Here is a 16,703-nt window from a genome sequence, read left to right as displayed (position 1 = left end):
AAGATGGATACTCCGACGCCGCGCCACCGAAATGGTTTTCAACAGCAGATGCTACTAGCCAGTGCACTCAGTTGGGCACTCGTTACGCTGATGCCGGTGATTAATGCGCATGGTGCCAATGCGGGAGTGTGGGCAAGGCTATGTACTATCAATGGCTTTGAGTATGTGCAAGTAGAGCAGGCGACCCCGCCTGTGCAGCATAGTAAACCATGTCCATTTGCCTATTTTGCGATTTCCTCAGATTTTTCAACTACACCAACACTTTACTTCAAACGCAGCCGTTTTGTAGGAGACACCGACTACGCTTTTTTGGCTCTAAGCGAGCGGTTTGAACCTGCAATTCCTAGAGCGCCACCGACTTATAGTTGAGAATATGAATAGCAAATAATTTCAATTCACTGAATATAACTTGTTGTTTACCATCTAAATATACTGCTATATTGAACATCTATACCTAAGCAACTGGCAGGTACAGCTAGAATGGGTATATCGAAGCTCAAGGAACGAGTGCGATGTTAAAATATGCAATATTGTCGGATATACATAGTAATAGTTACGCTTTAAAAGCCGTGTTAGAGCACGCTCAATCCCAAGGCGTAGAACGTTATATCAATTTAGGTGACATTCTTTACGGGCCGATCGCGCCCAGAGCCACCTACGATCTTTTGCAAACCATTGATGCGACAACCATCTGTGGCAACCAAGATCGCCAAATATTCCAAGCGACTCCAGAAGAAATTGATGCCAACCCAACGATGCAGTTTATTCTGCAAGATTTGGGGCCCGAACCAATCCAATGGATGAAAACCCTGCCGTTTGATTCTCAAATCACCCAAGATATCTACGCTTGCCATGGTTCCCCTCAAGATGACATGGTTTACCTATTGGAAGATGTTTCGTCAGGTAGTCCCTCATTACGCGAAGATTCCGAGATCAAAAAGTTACTTGGCGGGAACACATCACCGATCATTTTGTGTGGTCACACCCATATTGCACGTTGTGTTGAGTTATCAAGCGGACAACTGGTGATAAACCCGGGTAGCGTAGGTATGCCTGCGTATACCGATGAGGAGCCCCACCTCCACTCGATGGAGACATACAGTGCTAAAGCGAGCTATGCAATATTGTCACAGCAAAGCAACGGGGCATGGAATGTCGCGTTACATAAAATTTCGTATCCAGTAAAAACTTCGGCGAGATTAGCCGAGCAAAGGCAAAGATTAGACTGGGTACATTTTCTGACCACAGGCCGTGGTTTGCAGTATTAAGATGGGTAGAGGTCGTTATGAATTCAAATAGTTTACTTATTGCGTTAGCCCAAGTGCCAATCGAAGATGGTGAGATTGAAGTTAATTTGCGTCAGCATTTACATGCGATCAACCAAGCAGCGACGTTGGGTGCAGATATTGTAGTGTTTCCAGAATTGTCTTTATCGGGGTATCAAATTAGTCGAGCGGATGAACTCAGTTTAGAGGCGAAACACAGTGTGTTGCGTGACTTATCTGACGCCGCAGTTACGCACCAAATCACGGTTATAGCGGGTTGTTTTCTAAAACGAGGCAAAAACAAACCTGCAATTAGCGCTGCCATATGTAAGCCAACTGGAGAGCTGGATTTCTACGCGAAACAGTATTTGCATGGCGATGAGAAAAAGTATTGCCGCGCTGGTCAGCACAATTACTATTTGAGAATTAAAGGCTATAAATTAGCGTTAGCAATTTGTGCAGACTTTACCCACCCACTGCACAGCAGCGAAGCGGATGAAGATGAAGCGGATGTGTACTTGGTTAGTGCGCTGATTTCCACTAAAGGATATGCGGATGACAGTGAAATTCTGTCACAGATAGCCAGAAAGCACCGTTTCCCAGTGTTACTTTCCAACTACATTAAACCAACAGCGGGTTGGCAGGTGGCGGGTAACAGCGCGGTGTGGGATCAAGAAGGGGTTAACATTTTTACCGCCAGCAGTGAGCAAGCCGATTTGAGTTTGATAGATATTACAGGCCATGTGATTTCCGGGAAATCCTATCCAATAGAGAGAAAAGAATGAAAACAATTGGTTTAATCGGTGGAATGAGTTGGGAGTCAACAGCCAGTTACTACAAAGCGCTGAATCAAGGAATTAAGCAGCAGCTAGGCGGGTTGCATTCAGCCAAAATATGCCTTTATAGCGTTAACTTTCATGAAATTGAGCAACTGCAACATCAAGGGAAATGGCAGGAAACCGCAGAGATCCTGACAGATTCAGCACGCGCGGTGGAAGCTGGTGGGGCTGACTTTATTTTGATTTGCACTAACACTATGCATAAGGTTGTGCCGCAAATTGAGCCGTATATTTCCAAACCCATTTTACACATTGCCGATGCAACGGCAGAAAAGTTGCTTGCTGATGGTATTTCAAAGGTGGGTTTATTGGGCACTCGGTTCACGATGGAGCAAGATTTTTACAAGCAGCGGCTTATCGATAAGTTTGGTATTGAAGTGCTGATCCCTGATGACCAGCAACGAACCCTAGTGCACGATGTGATCTATCAGGAGCTATGCAAAGGTGAAATCAACTCGAGTTCGCGCAAAGAGTATCTAGCGATTGTCGATGACTTAGCTCAACGCGGCGCTCAAGCGGTTATCTTAGGCTGCACAGAAATTGCCTTGCTTGTCGAACCGCAGCACACTGACGTAAAGCTATACGATACAACACAAATTCACGCTAATGCCGCGGTTACATGGGCTTTATCAGAGTAGCTATCGCTTCTATGGACCGATGCTAATTGAGTGTGGCACTCAAATGTTCAACCGCGAAGTCAATAAATGCTCGTATACGTGCGGGCATATATTGGGTTTGTGGATATTGCATGGCAATAGAACCGTGATAATTACTCTTGATGGTCCAATCATTTAGCACTTCGACGACGCTACCGTCACGCAAGGCGTCAGTGATGACAAAGTCATGAAAAATACCGATGCCTAAGCCGTTTTTTACTCCATTGAGGCGCATTTGCGAGTGGTTAACCGCATAACGACCTCGAACGGGTAGCGAGTGATACTCATCGTCTTTGAAAAAGTCCCAGATGTTGTCACGTTCCCGTTCAGCCAGACATAGGCATTGATGGGTGTCCAGCTCATTTGGGTGGAAAGGCATCCCATATTTTTCTATGTAACTTGGGCTCGCGCACAAACGCAGGTGAGTCTTGCCAATCTCTTTAAGAACCAGATTTTCATCCGGCTTGTCGGTTAGCTTAAAAGCAATATCTATTCTGTCGCGTAGCAAATCTATCTCGCCATCAGCGACACGAAGTTTTAGCTCAATTTCTGGGTACTGCGTCAGAAAAGGGATGACTAAAGGTTGCAGCACAGAGTTGAGAAAGGCTTCTGGAGCCGCGACGGTTATCGAGCCACTGGCTTCAGTATGGTCACTTTCTGATAGATCGACGGCTTGTTGCGCTGCATTAACCATCAATAACGCTTGGTCGTAAACTCTCTGTCCTGCTGGGGTAATGACCAGTTTACGTGTCGTTCTTTCGAATAACTTGATTGATAGGGCTTTTTCTAACCGAGTGATTAACTTACTCAATGCTGAAGGCGTTACTTCCAATTGCTTGGCAGCGGCGGTAAAACTGCCTTGGTTAACAATCAGAATGAATGTCGCCAAGTCTGGCAGAAGAGTGATTAAACGAGTATTTATCATAAATTGTCACATGTTGATATATATGAAAATAAAGGTTTTTTGAGATTTAGCTCGCGGTTTCGCGGTTATTTGCACGGTAAGGTTACCCCCAAGAAAAGCCTGCGAGGAGACCAAGATGCCTTATGCCGATGCTGTGCTCGACCTCTGGTCGACACTCGAAACAATTATGCTACTCACCTCAATCGTGTTCATTGTCGCTGCGGTGCAATTAACCATGAATAGTAAACAGTAAAACTGATTTGTGCCTGTGATTCAATAATGTTTTTCCACCTAGTGGGATAATGTGAATTCCGAACCTAGATTACACTTTATGTAAAAGGCTATTGCGGGAAATACCTTTAATAGCCTAATGCCATCATACGCATCGACATTCGAGTTTGATGTGTGTGATTAAAAGCCATAAAGATAGGAAGGAACTAAACATGTCTTCTGCATTTTACCTACAGATCCAACAACAACTTGAAGATGTAAAGGCAGAAGGTCTTTACAAGCCTGAGCGTGTGATCACCTCTCAGCAACAGGCTCAAGTTCAAGTTTCTACCGGTCAAGAAGTGTTGAACTTCTGTGCGAACAACTATCTAGGCCTTGCTAACGATCCTGCACTTATTGATGCTGCAAAAGCAGGTATGGATCAACATGGTTTTGGTATGGCATCAGTTCGATTCATTTGTGGTACGCAAGATATTCATAAGCAACTTGAACAGAAACTGTCTCAGTTCCTCGGCAAAGAAGATACGATTCTTTACACCTCATGCTTTGATGCTAATACCGGCTTGTTTGAAACGATTCTGGATGCGGAAGATGCCATTATCTCAGACGCGCTTAACCACGCCTCTATTATTGATGGAGTTCGCTTGTGTAAAGCGAAGCGTTTTCGCTATTCAAACAACAACATGCAAGAGCTTGAAGAGCAGTTGATTGCCGCGAAAGACGCCGGTGCGCGTCATACTCTAATCGTGACCGACGGTGTGTTTTCGATGGATGGTGTCGTTGCGAATTTGCCTGCAATTTGTGATTTGGCTGATCAATACGGAGCGCTGGTGATGGTTGACGACTCACACGCGGTGGGTTTTATGGGGCCAAACGGCGCAGGTACACATGAATACCACGATGTAATTGACCGCATTGATATTGTCACTGGTACTTTAGGCAAAGCGATGGGGGGCGCATCAGGTGGTTATACCTCAGGTAAAAAAGAGGTCATTGATTGGTTACGTCAGCGCTCTCGTCCTTACTTATTCTCTAACTCGGTGGCGCCAGGGATTGTCAACGCATCATTGCGTGTTCTTGAGCTATTGCAAGAGAGCGGAGATCTTCGTGACCGCTTGTGGGAAAACGCGACGCATTTTCGCACGCGCATGACGGAAGCGGGCTTCACGCTAGGGGGAGCTGATCATGCCATTATCCCCATCATGTTAGGGGATGCAAAAGTAGCGGCAGAGTTTGCTGAGCGTTCGCTAGAAAAAGGTATCTATGTTATTGGCTTCTCTTTTCCTGTTGTACCAAAAGGAAAAGCTCGAATTCGTACTCAAATGTCGGCTGCACACTCTCGTGAGCAACTTGATCGCGCGATTGATGCGTTTATTGCAGTTGGTCGCGATATGAGCATTATTTAACTCTATTTCGAGTCACAAAGCGCACCAATCTAATAAAATCTCTACTCAATCTAGGCTGGGTAGAGGCAACTAATTGCGCTTAATAGCTCTTCCAGTTACCTTACTTTGAACTATCAATCTTGAAGTCGCTTGGGCATCAACTATTTTTAATATAAAGATTCTAACGTCTTGTCTGTGTCGAAATTAATGTCGGTGTGTAGTATGAAAATTAGAGCATTATCAAAGCTAAAGCCAGAAGAAGGCATTTGGATGACGGAAGTCGATATGCCTGTGATGGGACACAATGACCTGCTGATCAAAATTAAGAAAACAGCAATTTGTGGCACTGACGTCCATATCTACAACTGGGATGAATGGTCACAAAATACCATTCCTGTCCCCATGGTTGTCGGCCACGAATATGTAGGGGAAGTTGTCGGTGTTGGTCAAGAAGTTCGAGGCTTTAGTGTTGGTGACCGTGTTTCTGGCGAGGGTCATATCACCTGTGGTTATTGCCGCAATTGTCGTGCTGGTCGTACCCATCTCTGCCGCAATACAATTGGAGTTGGGGTAAATCGAACTGGCTGTTTCTCGGAATATCTTGTGATTCCTGCGTTTAACGCGTTTAAGATCCCTGACAGCATTTCTGATGACCTAGCTTCAATTTTTGACCCGTTTGGCAATGCGGTTCACACGGCGCTTTCTTTTGATCTTGTGGGTGAAGATGTGCTGATCACGGGGGCTGGCCCTATCGGTATTATGGCAGCCGCTGTCGCCAAGCACGCCGGCGCGCGTTACGTAGTGATTACTGACGTGAACGAATACCGATTGGATCTAGCACGCAAGATAGGCGTAACACGTGCAGTGAACCCGCTTAATGAGTCATTGGAGGAGTTGATGGATGATCTTGGCATGTTAGAAGGGTTTGATGTGGGCCTAGAAATGTCAGGTAATCCATCAGCATTCGATTCCATGCTTAAAACCATCAACCACGGCGGTCGTATTGCACTGTTGGGACTTCCACCTTTGGAGATGGGAATTGATTGGAACCAAGTGATTTTTAAAGGCTTGGTGATCAAAGGCATCTACGGACGCGAAATGTTCGAAACATGGTACAAGATGGCGACAGTGCTCCAGTCTGGTCTCGATTTAACGCCAGTCATCACTCACCAATTCAAGGTCGATGATTTCCAAAAAGGCTTCGATATTATGCGTAGCGGGCAATCTGGCAAAGTTATCCTGGATTGGGAATAACCAAAAGTAGGCTAAATCAGCTGTCGTTCGGTTTGCTCGAACACCTGTTGCGCTTCAGTGTTGTCCGTATCGTTAAGGTGTTCAGGTATTAGACTAATCATCGCCACAAGGCGCATCCAGAAAGAACTGGCTGAGAACGATGATAGCCATAACGTTAAAACCATTGCAGCTAGCATAAGCGTCAGTATTTAACGACGAAAGCGGCACGCAAGTTTAAGTGTGCAACGGACCCGAATCAGAAATGGGCGAGAGAGATAACCTATCTTGCCGTAAGCGAAGTCTAGCTGTATTTTGCGGTGTTCATTGACCTTTATTCACGACAAGTAATCGGTTGGTTGCTGGATACGAGAATGATGGCAACACTGTTCCATGATGTATTATCACTGGCTCTGTTTCCCAGAGGAAGTTATCGTTCATAGTGATCGTGGTAGCCAGTATTGCTCAAAAGGTTATCAACACACCACAGTTCACCCTTTGAAATATCGCCAACAGCAGACATTTGGCTCATTAAATCAAGTTACCTATACGATAACAATAAATAAAATTTACCATTAAAAAATAAAATAAACAGTGCAACTTAAGAATGAAAAATATAAGCAAAATTGAGACAGAACGTTATATTCAATATATGCGCATTGGACAAAATAACACTTGGGTATAAAGTATCTTTTTAATTAGTATTTATTCAGGTTATAAAATGAAACGTTTCACTTTTACTGGGTTATTAGTTTTATCGCTATCTGGCTGTAACGATAGCCAAACGACAGCAATTGAAACTTATTTAGCAACTACTGACGAAATGTTAAACCATGGTTGGACGATTAGTCGAATCGTGACACCGAAAAAGAACTCCGGTACCAAAGGACTTAGTGCTGTTTTCCAGATGGGTAAACAAGACCAGTCTACCTTGAACTTACGTTACACTCTGGTGAAACGCAGTGGCAACTACTACCCAGAAAGGGACAAAATGGAAGCCAGTTATGCTGAGTGGATGAGTGAGTTATGTCCAGATGAGTCAACAAAAGCAGGCAAAGAGTTCTGGGCGAAGTACACTTCAGAATCTTTGTACCTATCTTTTGAGACCGAGGATCTCCCTGCTGGTTTTGCGCAAGTCACCTGTAAAAAAGGGTAACCGTTCACCCATTTCTTACGACTGAGCAGACCGATTGTTTCCCGCTGATTATATACCATCTTTAACCCAATGATTGGCGATCAGTAACTATGCGAGAGCTACTCGGTATTAAGCTATCTACTTCAGCAGATGGTGATGTAAATTTTTCTTACACATGTTAAGGAGGGCAAGTGAAAGTTGGTCTTTTATGTTTTTGCTTGCTATTGGCTTCTTTACCTTTGCAAGCAGAGGAGAGAAGCAAGATGGAAAATGAGATTTCTCAAATTCTGGGCTTTGAGCAAACAGTGGCGCACTACTTTGTGGAATACAAAAAACAGCTTTTCAAACTATATCCCAAATTGACAGAGGAGTATGTCGAATCAAATTATGGCTCAGTTTTTAAGTATGGTAAAAAGAGATATATGAATGCATATATAAAAGGCTTGTCAGTTTATACTGATGAAGAACTCAAGCAACTTATTGAGTTCTATAAGTCTGATAAGGGAAAGTGGATCGTCAAGAAGAATTTAGAATCAAATATCATTGTTCTTGATGATTTAGCACTTGCTTCTGACGATTTTAATAAGGTGTTTATCGAGAAACTTGAATCCAAGTAAGGAAAGATAGCGACAACAGCTTTATTCCCTTAGACGTTGATGAACGCTACCACTGGTTGATTACCTCATCCATACTTGAGTCGAGTCCACTAGGGAGAGTCATCAAGTATGTTGCTAGTCAATGGCTTAAATTCATCCGCTACCTTGATGATGGCCACTTATCTATCGATAACAATCTCGCTGACCATGCAATAAAACCGCTAGTTATTTTCAGGAAAACTGGCTTTTCGCCAATACTCAAATGGTGCTGACGCCAGCGCAATTCTTTACGGCGGTATAGAGGCCGTAGTGGCGGATGATCTTATCCTCTACGACTATATGGGAAAATCGATACAGGAGTTGGCAAAGCCTGAACCAGATGTCGGCTCACTCCTCCCATGGGACTTCAAACATTAGTTACTACGGTCCGTCGGGTACATCCTGTATACCGCTAACGCAATCAATTCTCCAGTTTTAAGCCCGGTGTGCGTGACCGTGATTAACCCGATTTTATATTTGGTCTTGCCGTGAAGTTGCATCTCCAATGAGAGGTCTACAACCTAAGCTTGGGAGCGAGCGGTTTTCTCGTAGGCTGAGCCTGCAAGAATGGTAATAACAGCAAGCCAATAACGGCTGCGCATACCGAGATAGTGATGAAAAATCCAGTCCAACCGTACTCTTCAAGAATCAATGCTAATGGGTAGCCAGAAAGTGCGGCACCCATGTAGGCGAAAAGACCAACAAAGCCAGTGGCAGCGCCTGCGGAATCTTTGTGGGAACACTCCGCAGCAGCCATGCCAATCAACATTTGTGGGCCAAATACGAAGAAGCCAACAGAGAACAACCCCGCAGCTTGGAACGCAAAATTGGTTAACGGCATCAACCACAGAGCAGCGACAGACAAGAAAATGCCAGTTGCGAATAAGAGGTTCATTGGACCTCGGTTACCACCGAATAATTTGTCTGAGCCCCAACCAGCTACGAGAGAGCCAACAAAACCACCGATTTCAAACATCGACAGTGCCGCGTTGGCATTGATTAGGCTGTAGTGGTGTTGTTCTGTTAGGTACAAGTTACCCCAGTCATTGATTGCTGTACGCACGATGTAAACCAGTACGTAGCTAAATGCGAGCAACCATATAAACTTGTTGTTGAACACGTATTGCTTGAGGATTTCTTTGTAGCTCAGTCCTTGTCCATGGTTCTCTTGGGCAAGTTCCAATGCATCGTTACGCCATTGACCAACAGTCGGCAGACCTTGAGTTGTTGGTTTATCTCGTAAGCGCCAACAAACTACAACACCAAGAATCACGCCGATAATGCCAGGCACAATAAAGCCTTCACGCCAGCTGTAATGGATGGTAAGAAAACCAACAAGTAGCGGGATCAAAGCACCACCAACGTTATGGGCTGTGTTCCAAATAGCCCACAAGAAGCCACGCTCTGAGCGTGAATACCAAGTGGTAAGCAGCTTAGAGCAAGAAGGCCAACCCCAGCCTTGAAACCAAGCGTTCATTACCCATAGTGCGGCGAGTGCAATTAAAGAGCTAGAGAAGCCAAACGCGATATTGATCAACCCCGTCGTGATTAAGCCGACACCCATGAAAAAGCGAGGATTAGAACGGTCAGAAATGGTGCCTGAAATAAACTTTGATAAACCGTAGGTGATGTAGAAAAGCGTACCAATCATACCGATATCTGCTTTATCTAAACCGAGATCGGCAATCATCGCTGGTGCAGCATAGTTGAATGTTTTGCGGGTAAAGTAAAAGCCCGCATAGCCCAGATACATACCTAACATGATATGCAGACGCCAATATCGATAGCGTTCATCCACTTGCTCTTTGCTAAGGGGAGCTTGGTTGTAGCTCGGAGACTGAAATAATCCAAACATGCTCGTTATACCTTAGGTAATGTGATGGCGATTTGAGTGCCTTCCACGTGATCGCTCAAAGAGTAGATATACATTTTTCCACCAAGCGCTTGCACGCGTTCTTGCATGCCGCGCACGCCCATGCCTGTCATGCAGTCTTCGGTTTTAAAACCAATGCCATTGTCAGCGATGTTTAATGAAATGTTCTCTTCAATAGACAGCTCGATAACGATAGACGTCGCATTTGCGTACTTGGCAGCGTTGTTTAACGCTTCTTGGCACAGGCGGAATAGGGTGACTTTTAATGTGTCGCCCAGAGACTCATAGTCACCTTGCCAATCAATGACAACGTGGGTGCCATGATTGTCGAACTCCATTTCACGTGTTAACTGGTGAACGGATTCTTTCAAATCCAAATCATCGAGCATTTTCGGGCGTAGTTTGCTCAGCAAGTGTTTAGTGGTGTCGTAAACATTGAGCGACAAATGTTCGATCATATCGGCGCAGCGCGTGTTCATTTCTGCATTATCTACACGCTTAATGATGCTCGCTTGAGTACGAATTGCTGTGATGTTTTGACCAATCTCATCGTGAAGCTCTCTTGCTACGTCACGACGTACCGACTCCTCCGCTTGAATAAGCTGGCGAGACAAGGTTTGGTTTCTGGATAACTCGCCCCGAAGTTTTTGGTTGAGATCTTTTTGTTTTTGCACCGCTAAACCAAGCATAATGCCTGTTAAAGTTTGTGCCGAAAGGGACAACAGAAGGTCAGTGATCTCTAGGTTTGATACACCGCTCCGCGCAGCAATTAGGGCGATACTGTTTAACATGGTCGCAAGCAGTGCGCCTTGCCAACCGTAGCGCAGCGCAAGCACTATGATTGGGATTGCCATACAGAAAGGCGCAAATCGAGCGAGTTCATCCGGCAAGCTGGTTTGAACCAAAATGCTCGCAACCAATAGCAAACTATAAAGCAGGATATGACGAACTTTGAATTGGACTTCATTCGCTAACAAGTTCGAGGTCAGTGGCGACCAAGGGCTTTGGAAGAGATAATTCCAAAGTAGGTAGCACATTGGCAGAACCAACAATCCGCCAGCAATGCTTGCCAGCCATACCATGTAGACAGATTGAACATGATAGCCAACCGCAAGCACGTTAATGCAAGACGTGACGAGCAATACGACAGCCATAACCACCAAGCGTTGGTTTTGATCGCCTTTGTAATAGCGTTTAGCAAAGTAAACCACTGGAATACTTAATACGCTAGCAACTAACACCATCAACCATTGTGGTTGTTCTAGAAGCAGAGCGAGTGCAACGGTCAATCCCCACTCGGCAAGATAAATTGTTGTCCAATACTTTGTGCGCGTGTGCAGTGTTAACCCCAAACGCAATGCGAAGGGGAACAGCAAGATCGCGAGCTCCGCATCGTTAACAAAGTAATAAGCGATCACCCACAGACAGAACCACGAGCATCCAGTCGTGAATAAGCCGCAAATAGAGGTGATGGTGTTGCTACGCATTAAAACGACTCTTGCGTAAACAGTTTGGCAAGTTCAACGTTGTTTTTTACGCCAAGCTTATCCATTGCGTTTGCACGATGAACGTGAACCGTTTTATGGCTTAGGCCAAGCTCAGCAGCAATGGATTTCACATCTAAACCGCGAGTCAGCAATTGGCATACTTCATTTTCGCGACGAGTGAGGTGAGTCAGCATGGTGGTTTTATCACTTGGCGTCGCTAATTTCAAAGCGATATCCGGCGTTAGGTAACAACCTCCAGATGCACTGGTTTTAACCGCTTGAATCAACTCATCTGGACTACAACGTTTACTCAAATAACCTTTCGCCCCCAGTTTGAGTGATTTTTCAACCATCGCTGGTGAGTCATGCACACTGAGCATGACACAAGCAATACCTGAAGGAATATCGGAGAGTAGGGTAAGCCCACTTTCGTCTGCCATCGAGATATCTAAGATCACCACATCAGGCTTGCACGCAGGTAATCCTACTCGAGCTTCTGCTACCGAGCTAAATTCACCTACAACATTCATGTCTGTTTCTAGGCTCAGCAGTTGAGCAAATCCAGAACGAACAATGACATGGTCATCAACAAGCGCTACGTTAATCATCTTAAATACCAAACTTCAGCAATACACAAACGAAAATGAGCTCAATACCAATTGGCGCGTAATAGGAGACAATCCTTTGGCACCTTTTGATATAGAGAGCTCAATAAGAACCGACAATGATACTAAATTGACCGAGTTAATTTAATGATCTCGCGCGCTTTGACTGGCAAAGCGCGCGAGTTGGTTAAGCTTGGTTTTCTGTAAGTTCAAGCTTCTTCTTGTTTTGACGAATCTTTTTCTCTTCCGCGATAGCAACGAAAGCAAGCAAAACAATACAAACCATGGCGGAGGTATCTAGGGCTGCGAACGTGCCTTTCCAACCAGTTAGGCCGAAGATTGGCGTACCGTCTGCAATCATACCTAGACCCAGCTTGGCGAAGCTGTCACCAATTAGGTAAGCGAATGTGCCTTTTACACCATCAGCCACACTGATTGCTTTTTTAGGAACAAAGCCAACTGCGGCAACACCGATAAGAAGTTGAGGACCAAACACTAGGAAGCCAAGAACAAATAGCGACGCTAGGTACATGAATTCGCTTGTTGCGTGTTGGTAGAACTCAAGTGATACGATGATCAAGCCCAAAGAAACACAAGCCACTAGCGCACGGCGACCGTTGGCAAGGTCAGACAGGTAACCCCACATCAGCGTGCCGACTAGCGCGCCAACTTCGAACAGGGTAAAGCCAGAGATTGCTGCTTCTTTTGATAGCCCCAGTTCTTGGTAAGCGTAAACCGTTGACCATTGGTCGATACCGATACGCACGATGTAGAGGAAGATGTTTGCGAAGCAAAGTAGCCAGATCACTTTGTTTTTTAGAACGTATTCAACAAAGATCTCTTTCTTAGTCATTTGATTTTCTTCAGCCGCTTCATCTTCTTCGCTAACTGGTTCATCAAATAGTTCTTCTACTTTACCTAGACCGTATGCTTCTGGAGAGTCACTACCAAAACGCATACCGATAAAACCGACGATGATCGCGATGATAGAAGGGAATACGAACATGCCGATAACGTGACCGTCAAACAGGTAGTTGGCACCGAATAGAGCCACACCTGCAGCACCTGCACCACCTACGTTGTGCGACATGTTCCAAAGGCCTAGGTAAGAACCACGCTTGTTACGCGGTGTCCACTTGGTGATGGTTGAGTAACTAGAAGGGCCACCAGTACTCTGGAAGAAGCCACTTAATCCGTAGAATGCCACCATCAAGAATAAACTTGCGCTGCCGCCACCCATACTGAAGCTGAAACCAAGCATTGCCAGACCAGAAAGGATAAGCATGAAAGGAAGGAATTGCTTGGTGTTCTTACCATCGGCGTAGTAGGAAACTACGGTTTTACCGATACCGTAAGTAATCGAGAAACCCAGACCGATCAAACCTAGGTCTGTCATCGACAAGCCGTAAGTTGAGATCATGTCGTTTTGCGCGACGTTGAAGTTTTTACGAATTAGGTACATGGTCAAATAGCCAATAAATACCACTAGGTAAGATTGGATAAATGGTTTGAACCACATTTTTCTACGCACTTCGACAGGAAGGTCGAGGGTAGGCTTCCGGACTTGTTCAAGGAATTTTAACATCGTGAACTCTCTTGTATTAGTGTGGTGCACTTGCGTGCTCGCTTTCTTTTATCTGCCGGCGATGTTAGAGAGTCCTCTTTTAAACCACATGAGAGGAGGGCTTAGTTCAATTAGGGCGAATTCCTAGAAAACTACGAATGCACGAGAAAGCGTGAAAATCATCACATTCTTTGGGAGGTGCCTGGCAGCGAAGAGCATATTTTTGAATCGAGTTCCGTTAAGTGGGGAAAGTAATGTGTGAGTGTAGCGGTGATGCTAGCATATTCGATTCGAATTTGAGCTGATAGCTCGCATCTATGCTCTGGATTTTTTTCTTACTAATTCCCATTAGTAAACTGCTAAAATATCGAGCAAAAACCACCATATGACTTGCCCAAATATGGGTGTTAAATCGACGCAATTGATTAATAAATCTCGAGTTGAGTCAGATATGACTCAACTATAAAAATCAATGTGAAAAAGACGAATAGGCAGTCACACTCCGTCTCTGTATATCAATGATCAACAAGGTTACGCTAGTCACTCGTCGTTTCCGTGATGTAATAAGGTCTATTGATGATCCAGTTATCTATTTCTAAAAAGATGCTGCTACCAATGATGGTAATTCTTACCAGTGTGGTGGCGAGTTCCGCCGTTTCATATTCACAAAGTAGCAAACAAGCTTATCTTAATGCTCAGTTAAACAGTGTTGTGCAGCCCTCAATTGATAGTTTGCAAGACGCATATCGAGATCTATACCAAGTTATGGTTGCCGCTAATGGTGTCGCCCAAGCGAAAACCCAAGTAGAAGTTAAGTATCATCAAGATGAGTTTGCCGACAATGCGTATAAAGCTGAGCCAAGAATGGCAAAGCTTGGAACCCTATTTGAACACAACATATTACCCGCTCCACAGCGTGCAGACCTGAATACCCTTTTAAGTGCTACTCGTTCATGGATTACTTTGTATGAACCAATGATTGAGCAACCAGACATGGCCGCTCGTTATTATGAAAGCAATGCTGCGGAGTTCAGCCGACAGTTTAAGGTGATTCGTAAACAGCTAAAAACGCTGAGTAATTCAATTGATGTGCAACAGTTGGTACTTAAGCAGCAAGTCGAGGAATCAATTGCGACGAATGAGCGCGTTGTGATTGTTTCAATGATAGTGACGCTACTGACCGTTTTAATCACTATTTGGACAACAATGAGGTTTGTGGTGCGCCCGATCAATCGCATTGAAACCGCCATGGCAGACATTGCGCAAGGTGAGGGGGACTTATCACGAAGATTAGAAGTGGTGAGCCGTGATGAACTGGGTTCGTTAGCTAATTCGTTCAATGCATTTGTTGCCAAAATTCAGCAAACAGTGACGCATGTTATGGGATCTTCTGACAAAGTGAAAAACGTGGCGAATGGTTTAAAACAAGCCACTGCCAGTACGACCGAGTTTAGCAAATCTCAGCATAGAGAAAGTGAGGTGGTCGCAACCGCCGTGAACGAAATGCAAGCAACAAGTCATAATGTTAGCCAACATGCGAATGAGGCAGCTCAGTTCAGCCATCAAGCCAGTAGTGAAACAGATACCGTTCACCTAACGATAGCACAAGCGCTTGAATCAATAGACGAGCTGTCTGTACAAATTAGCCAGGCGAGTGAGGTGGTTAACTTGTTGGATGCAGATGTGAGTAATATCGCTTCTGTACTGGATGTTATCCGTGATATTGCGGATCAGACCAACTTGTTGGCTTTAAATGCGGCAATTGAAGCGGCACGTGCAGGTGAGCAAGGTAGAGGCTTTGCTGTCGTAGCTGACGAAGTGCGCTCTTTAGCGGGGCGAACTCAGCAAAGTACGGGTGAAATCCAGACTATGATAGAACGGCTACAAGCAGGAGCGAAAAGTGCAGTGGGTGCGATGCAATCGAGCCAAACCAGTAGTCAAAAAACAATTACTATCGCGAACTCGGCCTCTCAATCGCTAGATGTCATTCGCGATTCCATAGAGAAAATCAACCAAATGAACACTGAGATCGCGGCGGCTGCAACGCAGCAATCGGCAGTGAGTGAAGAAATTAATCAAAACATTCAGCAGATCGCGTCAAATAGTAGTGAAATGGTGCAAATGCTGAATCATGCCGATGAACTGTGCGGACAGCTAGGTGCCGAAAGTGATGAACTCAACAGACAGGTTGACGAGTTCAAAGTGTAAAAGTAAAAAGGTCACGGTTGTGACCTTTTTTAGTTTTGTGCTGGGTGTTTTCGCATATAAAGGAGTGTGGTGTGGAAAAAGTTTTGGTGAGTTCGTGCTTGGTTGGAAATAAAGTGCGGTACAACGCGAGTTGCTTGTCGATTCCTGAGTTTGATTTGAACTGGCTTCAGTCAACATTTGATTTGGTGGTTTTTTGTCCCGAAGTTTCGGCAGGTCTACCTACTCCGAGAGCTCCTGCTGAAATTATCGCAGGAAAAGGGGAAGACGTACTTAGAGGATCCTCGAAAGTTTTAGGAAATGATGGCGTGAATGTGACGACACAATTTGTTGTCGGCGCGAAGAATGCGTTAGATCTCTGTCAGCGACAGCAAATCAAGTATGCGGTCTTCGCTGAGGGCAGTCCCTCATGTGGTAGTTCCAATATTTATGATGGAACATTTAGTGGAACCAAGGTTAAAGGGGCAGGGGTGACAACTGCATTATTAGAGAGTAAGGGCATCAAGGTGTTTAGTCAGCATACCGTAGACCAACTACGAAGTATGTTAGACATGTCCTTAAGCTAAAACGAGGTATTGCAGTAAGGGGAGTTTCAATAATTGGTAATGACTTCACGTCTCCTTAATGCCTTACTACTCGTATCTAAGCTGAGTTTTCAAACGAGTTCCTTGGCTATCCAACTGAAATCT

The 16,703-nt window shown here is 44.8% G+C and carries 16 protein-coding genes and 2 pseudogenes; 12 read left to right on the top strand and 6 right to left on the bottom strand.

Going from position 1 to position 16,703, the window contains the following annotated elements; translation table 11 throughout:
- Nucleotides 1-3 precede the first annotated feature (3 nt).
- The 4 genes from GZK95_RS19675 (at nucleotide 4) to GZK95_RS19660 (ending at nucleotide 2,742) form a co-directional block, all read left to right on the top strand.
- Nucleotides 4-369 (top strand): hypothetical protein, encoded by a 366-nt coding sequence (locus GZK95_RS19675; RefSeq protein ID WP_075713596.1) that lies wholly within the window; start codon nucleotides 4-6, stop codon nucleotides 367-369.
- A gap of 143 nt (nucleotides 370-512) precedes the next feature.
- Entirely contained in the window at nucleotides 513-1,268 is a 756-nt protein-coding gene (locus GZK95_RS19670) for a metallophosphoesterase family protein (RefSeq protein ID WP_075713598.1), read from the top strand.
- Nucleotides 1,269-1,285: 17 nt separating this feature from the next.
- Nucleotides 1,286-2,050 (top strand): carbon-nitrogen hydrolase family protein, encoded by a 765-nt coding sequence (locus tag GZK95_RS19665; protein WP_075713600.1) that lies wholly within the window; start codon nucleotides 1,286-1,288, stop codon nucleotides 2,048-2,050.
- Nucleotides 2,047-2,742, top strand: a complete 696-nt coding sequence (locus GZK95_RS19660; protein WP_075713602.1) for an aspartate/glutamate racemase family protein — start codon at nucleotides 2,047-2,049, stop codon at nucleotides 2,740-2,742. The genes GZK95_RS19665 and GZK95_RS19660 overlap by 4 nt, the downstream gene beginning before the upstream one ends.
- A 22-nt stretch (nucleotides 2,743-2,764) precedes the next feature.
- On the opposite strand, the gene GZK95_RS19655 is transcribed toward GZK95_RS19660, so the two are convergent.
- Complete coding sequence (locus GZK95_RS19655; RefSeq protein WP_151148826.1) at nucleotides 2,765-3,685, bottom strand: LysR family transcriptional regulator; 921 nt, start codon at nucleotides 3,683-3,685, stop codon at nucleotides 2,765-2,767.
- Between the two features lie 422 nt (nucleotides 3,686-4,107).
- Between GZK95_RS19655 and GZK95_RS19650 the strand changes: the two genes are divergently transcribed.
- Nucleotides 4,108-5,301 (top strand): glycine C-acetyltransferase, encoded by a 1,194-nt coding sequence (locus tag GZK95_RS19650; protein WP_075713606.1) that lies wholly within the window; start codon nucleotides 4,108-4,110, stop codon nucleotides 5,299-5,301.
- 201 nt (nucleotides 5,302-5,502) lie between these two features.
- Nucleotides 5,503-6,534 (top strand): L-threonine 3-dehydrogenase, encoded by a 1,032-nt coding sequence (gene tdh / locus GZK95_RS19645; RefSeq protein ID WP_075713608.1) that lies wholly within the window; start codon nucleotides 5,503-5,505, stop codon nucleotides 6,532-6,534.
- Between the two features lie 11 nt (nucleotides 6,535-6,545).
- On the opposite strand, the gene GZK95_RS22505 is transcribed toward tdh, so the two are convergent.
- Nucleotides 6,546-6,698, bottom strand: coding sequence for a hypothetical protein (locus GZK95_RS22505; RefSeq protein ID WP_404817662.1), 153 nt, complete (start codon nucleotides 6,696-6,698; stop codon nucleotides 6,546-6,548).
- Here GZK95_RS22505 and GZK95_RS19640 point away from each other — a divergent pair.
- From GZK95_RS19640 to GZK95_RS22320, 4 genes and pseudogenes are all read left to right on the top strand, one after another.
- Nucleotides 6,640-6,990, top strand: a pseudogene (locus GZK95_RS19640) (DDE-type integrase/transposase/recombinase); the annotation flags it as partial. The gene GZK95_RS22505 and the pseudogene GZK95_RS19640 overlap by 59 nt on opposite strands.
- 241 nt (nucleotides 6,991-7,231) lie before the next feature.
- Nucleotides 7,232-7,666 (top strand): hypothetical protein, encoded by a 435-nt coding sequence (locus GZK95_RS19635; protein ID WP_075715582.1) that lies wholly within the window; start codon nucleotides 7,232-7,234, stop codon nucleotides 7,664-7,666.
- A gap of 170 nt (nucleotides 7,667-7,836) precedes the next feature.
- Nucleotides 7,837-8,262, top strand: coding sequence for a DUF2059 domain-containing protein (locus GZK95_RS19630; protein ID WP_075715583.1), 426 nt, complete (start codon nucleotides 7,837-7,839; stop codon nucleotides 8,260-8,262).
- Nucleotides 8,263-8,297: 35 nt separating this feature from the next.
- Nucleotides 8,298-8,658: pseudogene (locus GZK95_RS22320) on the top strand (IS66 family transposase); the annotation flags it as partial.
- A gap of 136 nt (nucleotides 8,659-8,794) precedes the next feature.
- On the opposite strand, the gene uhpC reads toward GZK95_RS22320, so the two are convergent.
- The 4 genes from uhpC to uhpT all read right to left on the bottom strand — a co-directional run bounded on the left by uhpC (nucleotide 8,795) and on the right by uhpT (nucleotide 13,830).
- Nucleotides 8,795-10,135, bottom strand: a complete 1,341-nt coding sequence (gene uhpC / locus GZK95_RS19620) for an MFS transporter family glucose-6-phosphate receptor UhpC (protein ID WP_075715585.1) — start codon at nucleotides 10,133-10,135, stop codon at nucleotides 8,795-8,797.
- 5 nt (nucleotides 10,136-10,140) lie between these two features.
- Nucleotides 10,141-11,640 carry a signal transduction histidine-protein kinase/phosphatase UhpB gene (uhpB, locus tag GZK95_RS19615; RefSeq protein WP_075715586.1) on the bottom strand — a complete coding sequence of 500 codons (1,500 nt, stop codon included), beginning with the start codon at nucleotides 11,638-11,640 and terminating at the stop codon, nucleotides 10,141-10,143.
- Complete coding sequence (uhpA, locus tag GZK95_RS19610; RefSeq protein WP_075648847.1) at nucleotides 11,640-12,248, bottom strand: transcriptional regulator UhpA; 609 nt, start codon at nucleotides 12,246-12,248, stop codon at nucleotides 11,640-11,642. The genes uhpB and uhpA overlap by 1 nt, the downstream gene beginning before the upstream one ends.
- A gap of 184 nt (nucleotides 12,249-12,432) precedes the next feature.
- On the bottom strand, nucleotides 12,433-13,830 hold the full coding sequence (uhpT, locus tag GZK95_RS19605) for a hexose-6-phosphate:phosphate antiporter (protein ID WP_075710366.1): 1,398 nt from the start codon (nucleotides 13,828-13,830) through the stop codon (nucleotides 12,433-12,435).
- A gap of 555 nt (nucleotides 13,831-14,385) precedes the next feature.
- Between uhpT and GZK95_RS19600 the strand changes: the two genes are divergently transcribed.
- The gene (locus tag GZK95_RS19600) at nucleotides 14,386-16,017 is read left to right on the top strand and encodes a methyl-accepting chemotaxis protein (RefSeq protein WP_075715587.1); all 1,632 of its coding nucleotides are present in this window, start codon (nucleotides 14,386-14,388) and stop codon (nucleotides 16,015-16,017) included.
- Between the two features lie 71 nt (nucleotides 16,018-16,088).
- A complete protein-coding gene (locus tag GZK95_RS19595; RefSeq protein WP_075715588.1) occupies nucleotides 16,089-16,580 on the top strand; it encodes a DUF523 domain-containing protein in 492 nt (163 codons plus the stop codon).
- The last annotated feature ends 123 nt before the right edge of the window (nucleotides 16,581-16,703 follow it).

Origin of the sequence: Vibrio panuliri, assembly GCF_009938205.1 — a bacterium.
Taxonomy (GTDB): domain Bacteria; phylum Pseudomonadota; class Gammaproteobacteria; order Enterobacterales; family Vibrionaceae; genus Vibrio; species Vibrio panuliri.
Note: the sequence above shows the minus strand (reverse complement) of the source record. Positions and strands in the feature narration are given on the sequence as shown.

Bases quoted from the DNA above. Each gene is read 5' to 3' on its own strand.
- GZK95_RS19675 (WP_075713596.1), top strand. From the start codon at position 4: ATGGATACTCCGACGCCGCGCCACCGAAATGGTTTTCAACAGCAGATG.
- GZK95_RS19670 (WP_075713598.1), top strand. From the start codon at position 513: ATGTTAAAATATGCAATATTGTCGGATATACATAGTAATAGTTACGCT.
- GZK95_RS19665 (WP_075713600.1), top strand. From the start codon at position 1,286: ATGAATTCAAATAGTTTACTTATTGCGTTAGCCCAAGTGCCAATCGAA.
- GZK95_RS19660 (WP_075713602.1), top strand. From the start codon at position 2,047: ATGAAAACAATTGGTTTAATCGGTGGAATGAGTTGGGAGTCAACAGCC.
- GZK95_RS19655 (WP_151148826.1), bottom strand. From the start codon at position 3,685: ATGATAAATACTCGTTTAATCACTCTTCTGCCAGACTTGGCGACATTC.
- GZK95_RS19650 (WP_075713606.1), top strand. From the start codon at position 4,108: ATGTCTTCTGCATTTTACCTACAGATCCAACAACAACTTGAAGATGTA.
- tdh (WP_075713608.1), top strand. From the start codon at position 5,503: ATGAAAATTAGAGCATTATCAAAGCTAAAGCCAGAAGAAGGCATTTGG.
- GZK95_RS22505 (WP_404817662.1), bottom strand. From the start codon at position 6,698: ATGGTTTTAACGTTATGGCTATCATCGTTCTCAGCCAGTTCTTTCTGG.
- GZK95_RS19635 (WP_075715582.1), top strand. From the start codon at position 7,232: ATGAAACGTTTCACTTTTACTGGGTTATTAGTTTTATCGCTATCTGGC.
- uhpC (WP_075715585.1), bottom strand. From the start codon at position 10,135: ATGTTTGGATTATTTCAGTCTCCGAGCTACAACCAAGCTCCCCTTAGC.
- uhpB (WP_075715586.1), bottom strand. From the start codon at position 11,640: ATGCGTAGCAACACCATCACCTCTATTTGCGGCTTATTCACGACTGGA.
- uhpA (WP_075648847.1), bottom strand. From the start codon at position 12,248: ATGATTAACGTAGCGCTTGTTGATGACCATGTCATTGTTCGTTCTGGA.
- uhpT (WP_075710366.1), bottom strand. From the start codon at position 13,830: ATGTTAAAATTCCTTGAACAAGTCCGGAAGCCTACCCTCGACCTTCCT.
- GZK95_RS19600 (WP_075715587.1), top strand. From the start codon at position 14,386: ATGATCCAGTTATCTATTTCTAAAAAGATGCTGCTACCAATGATGGTA.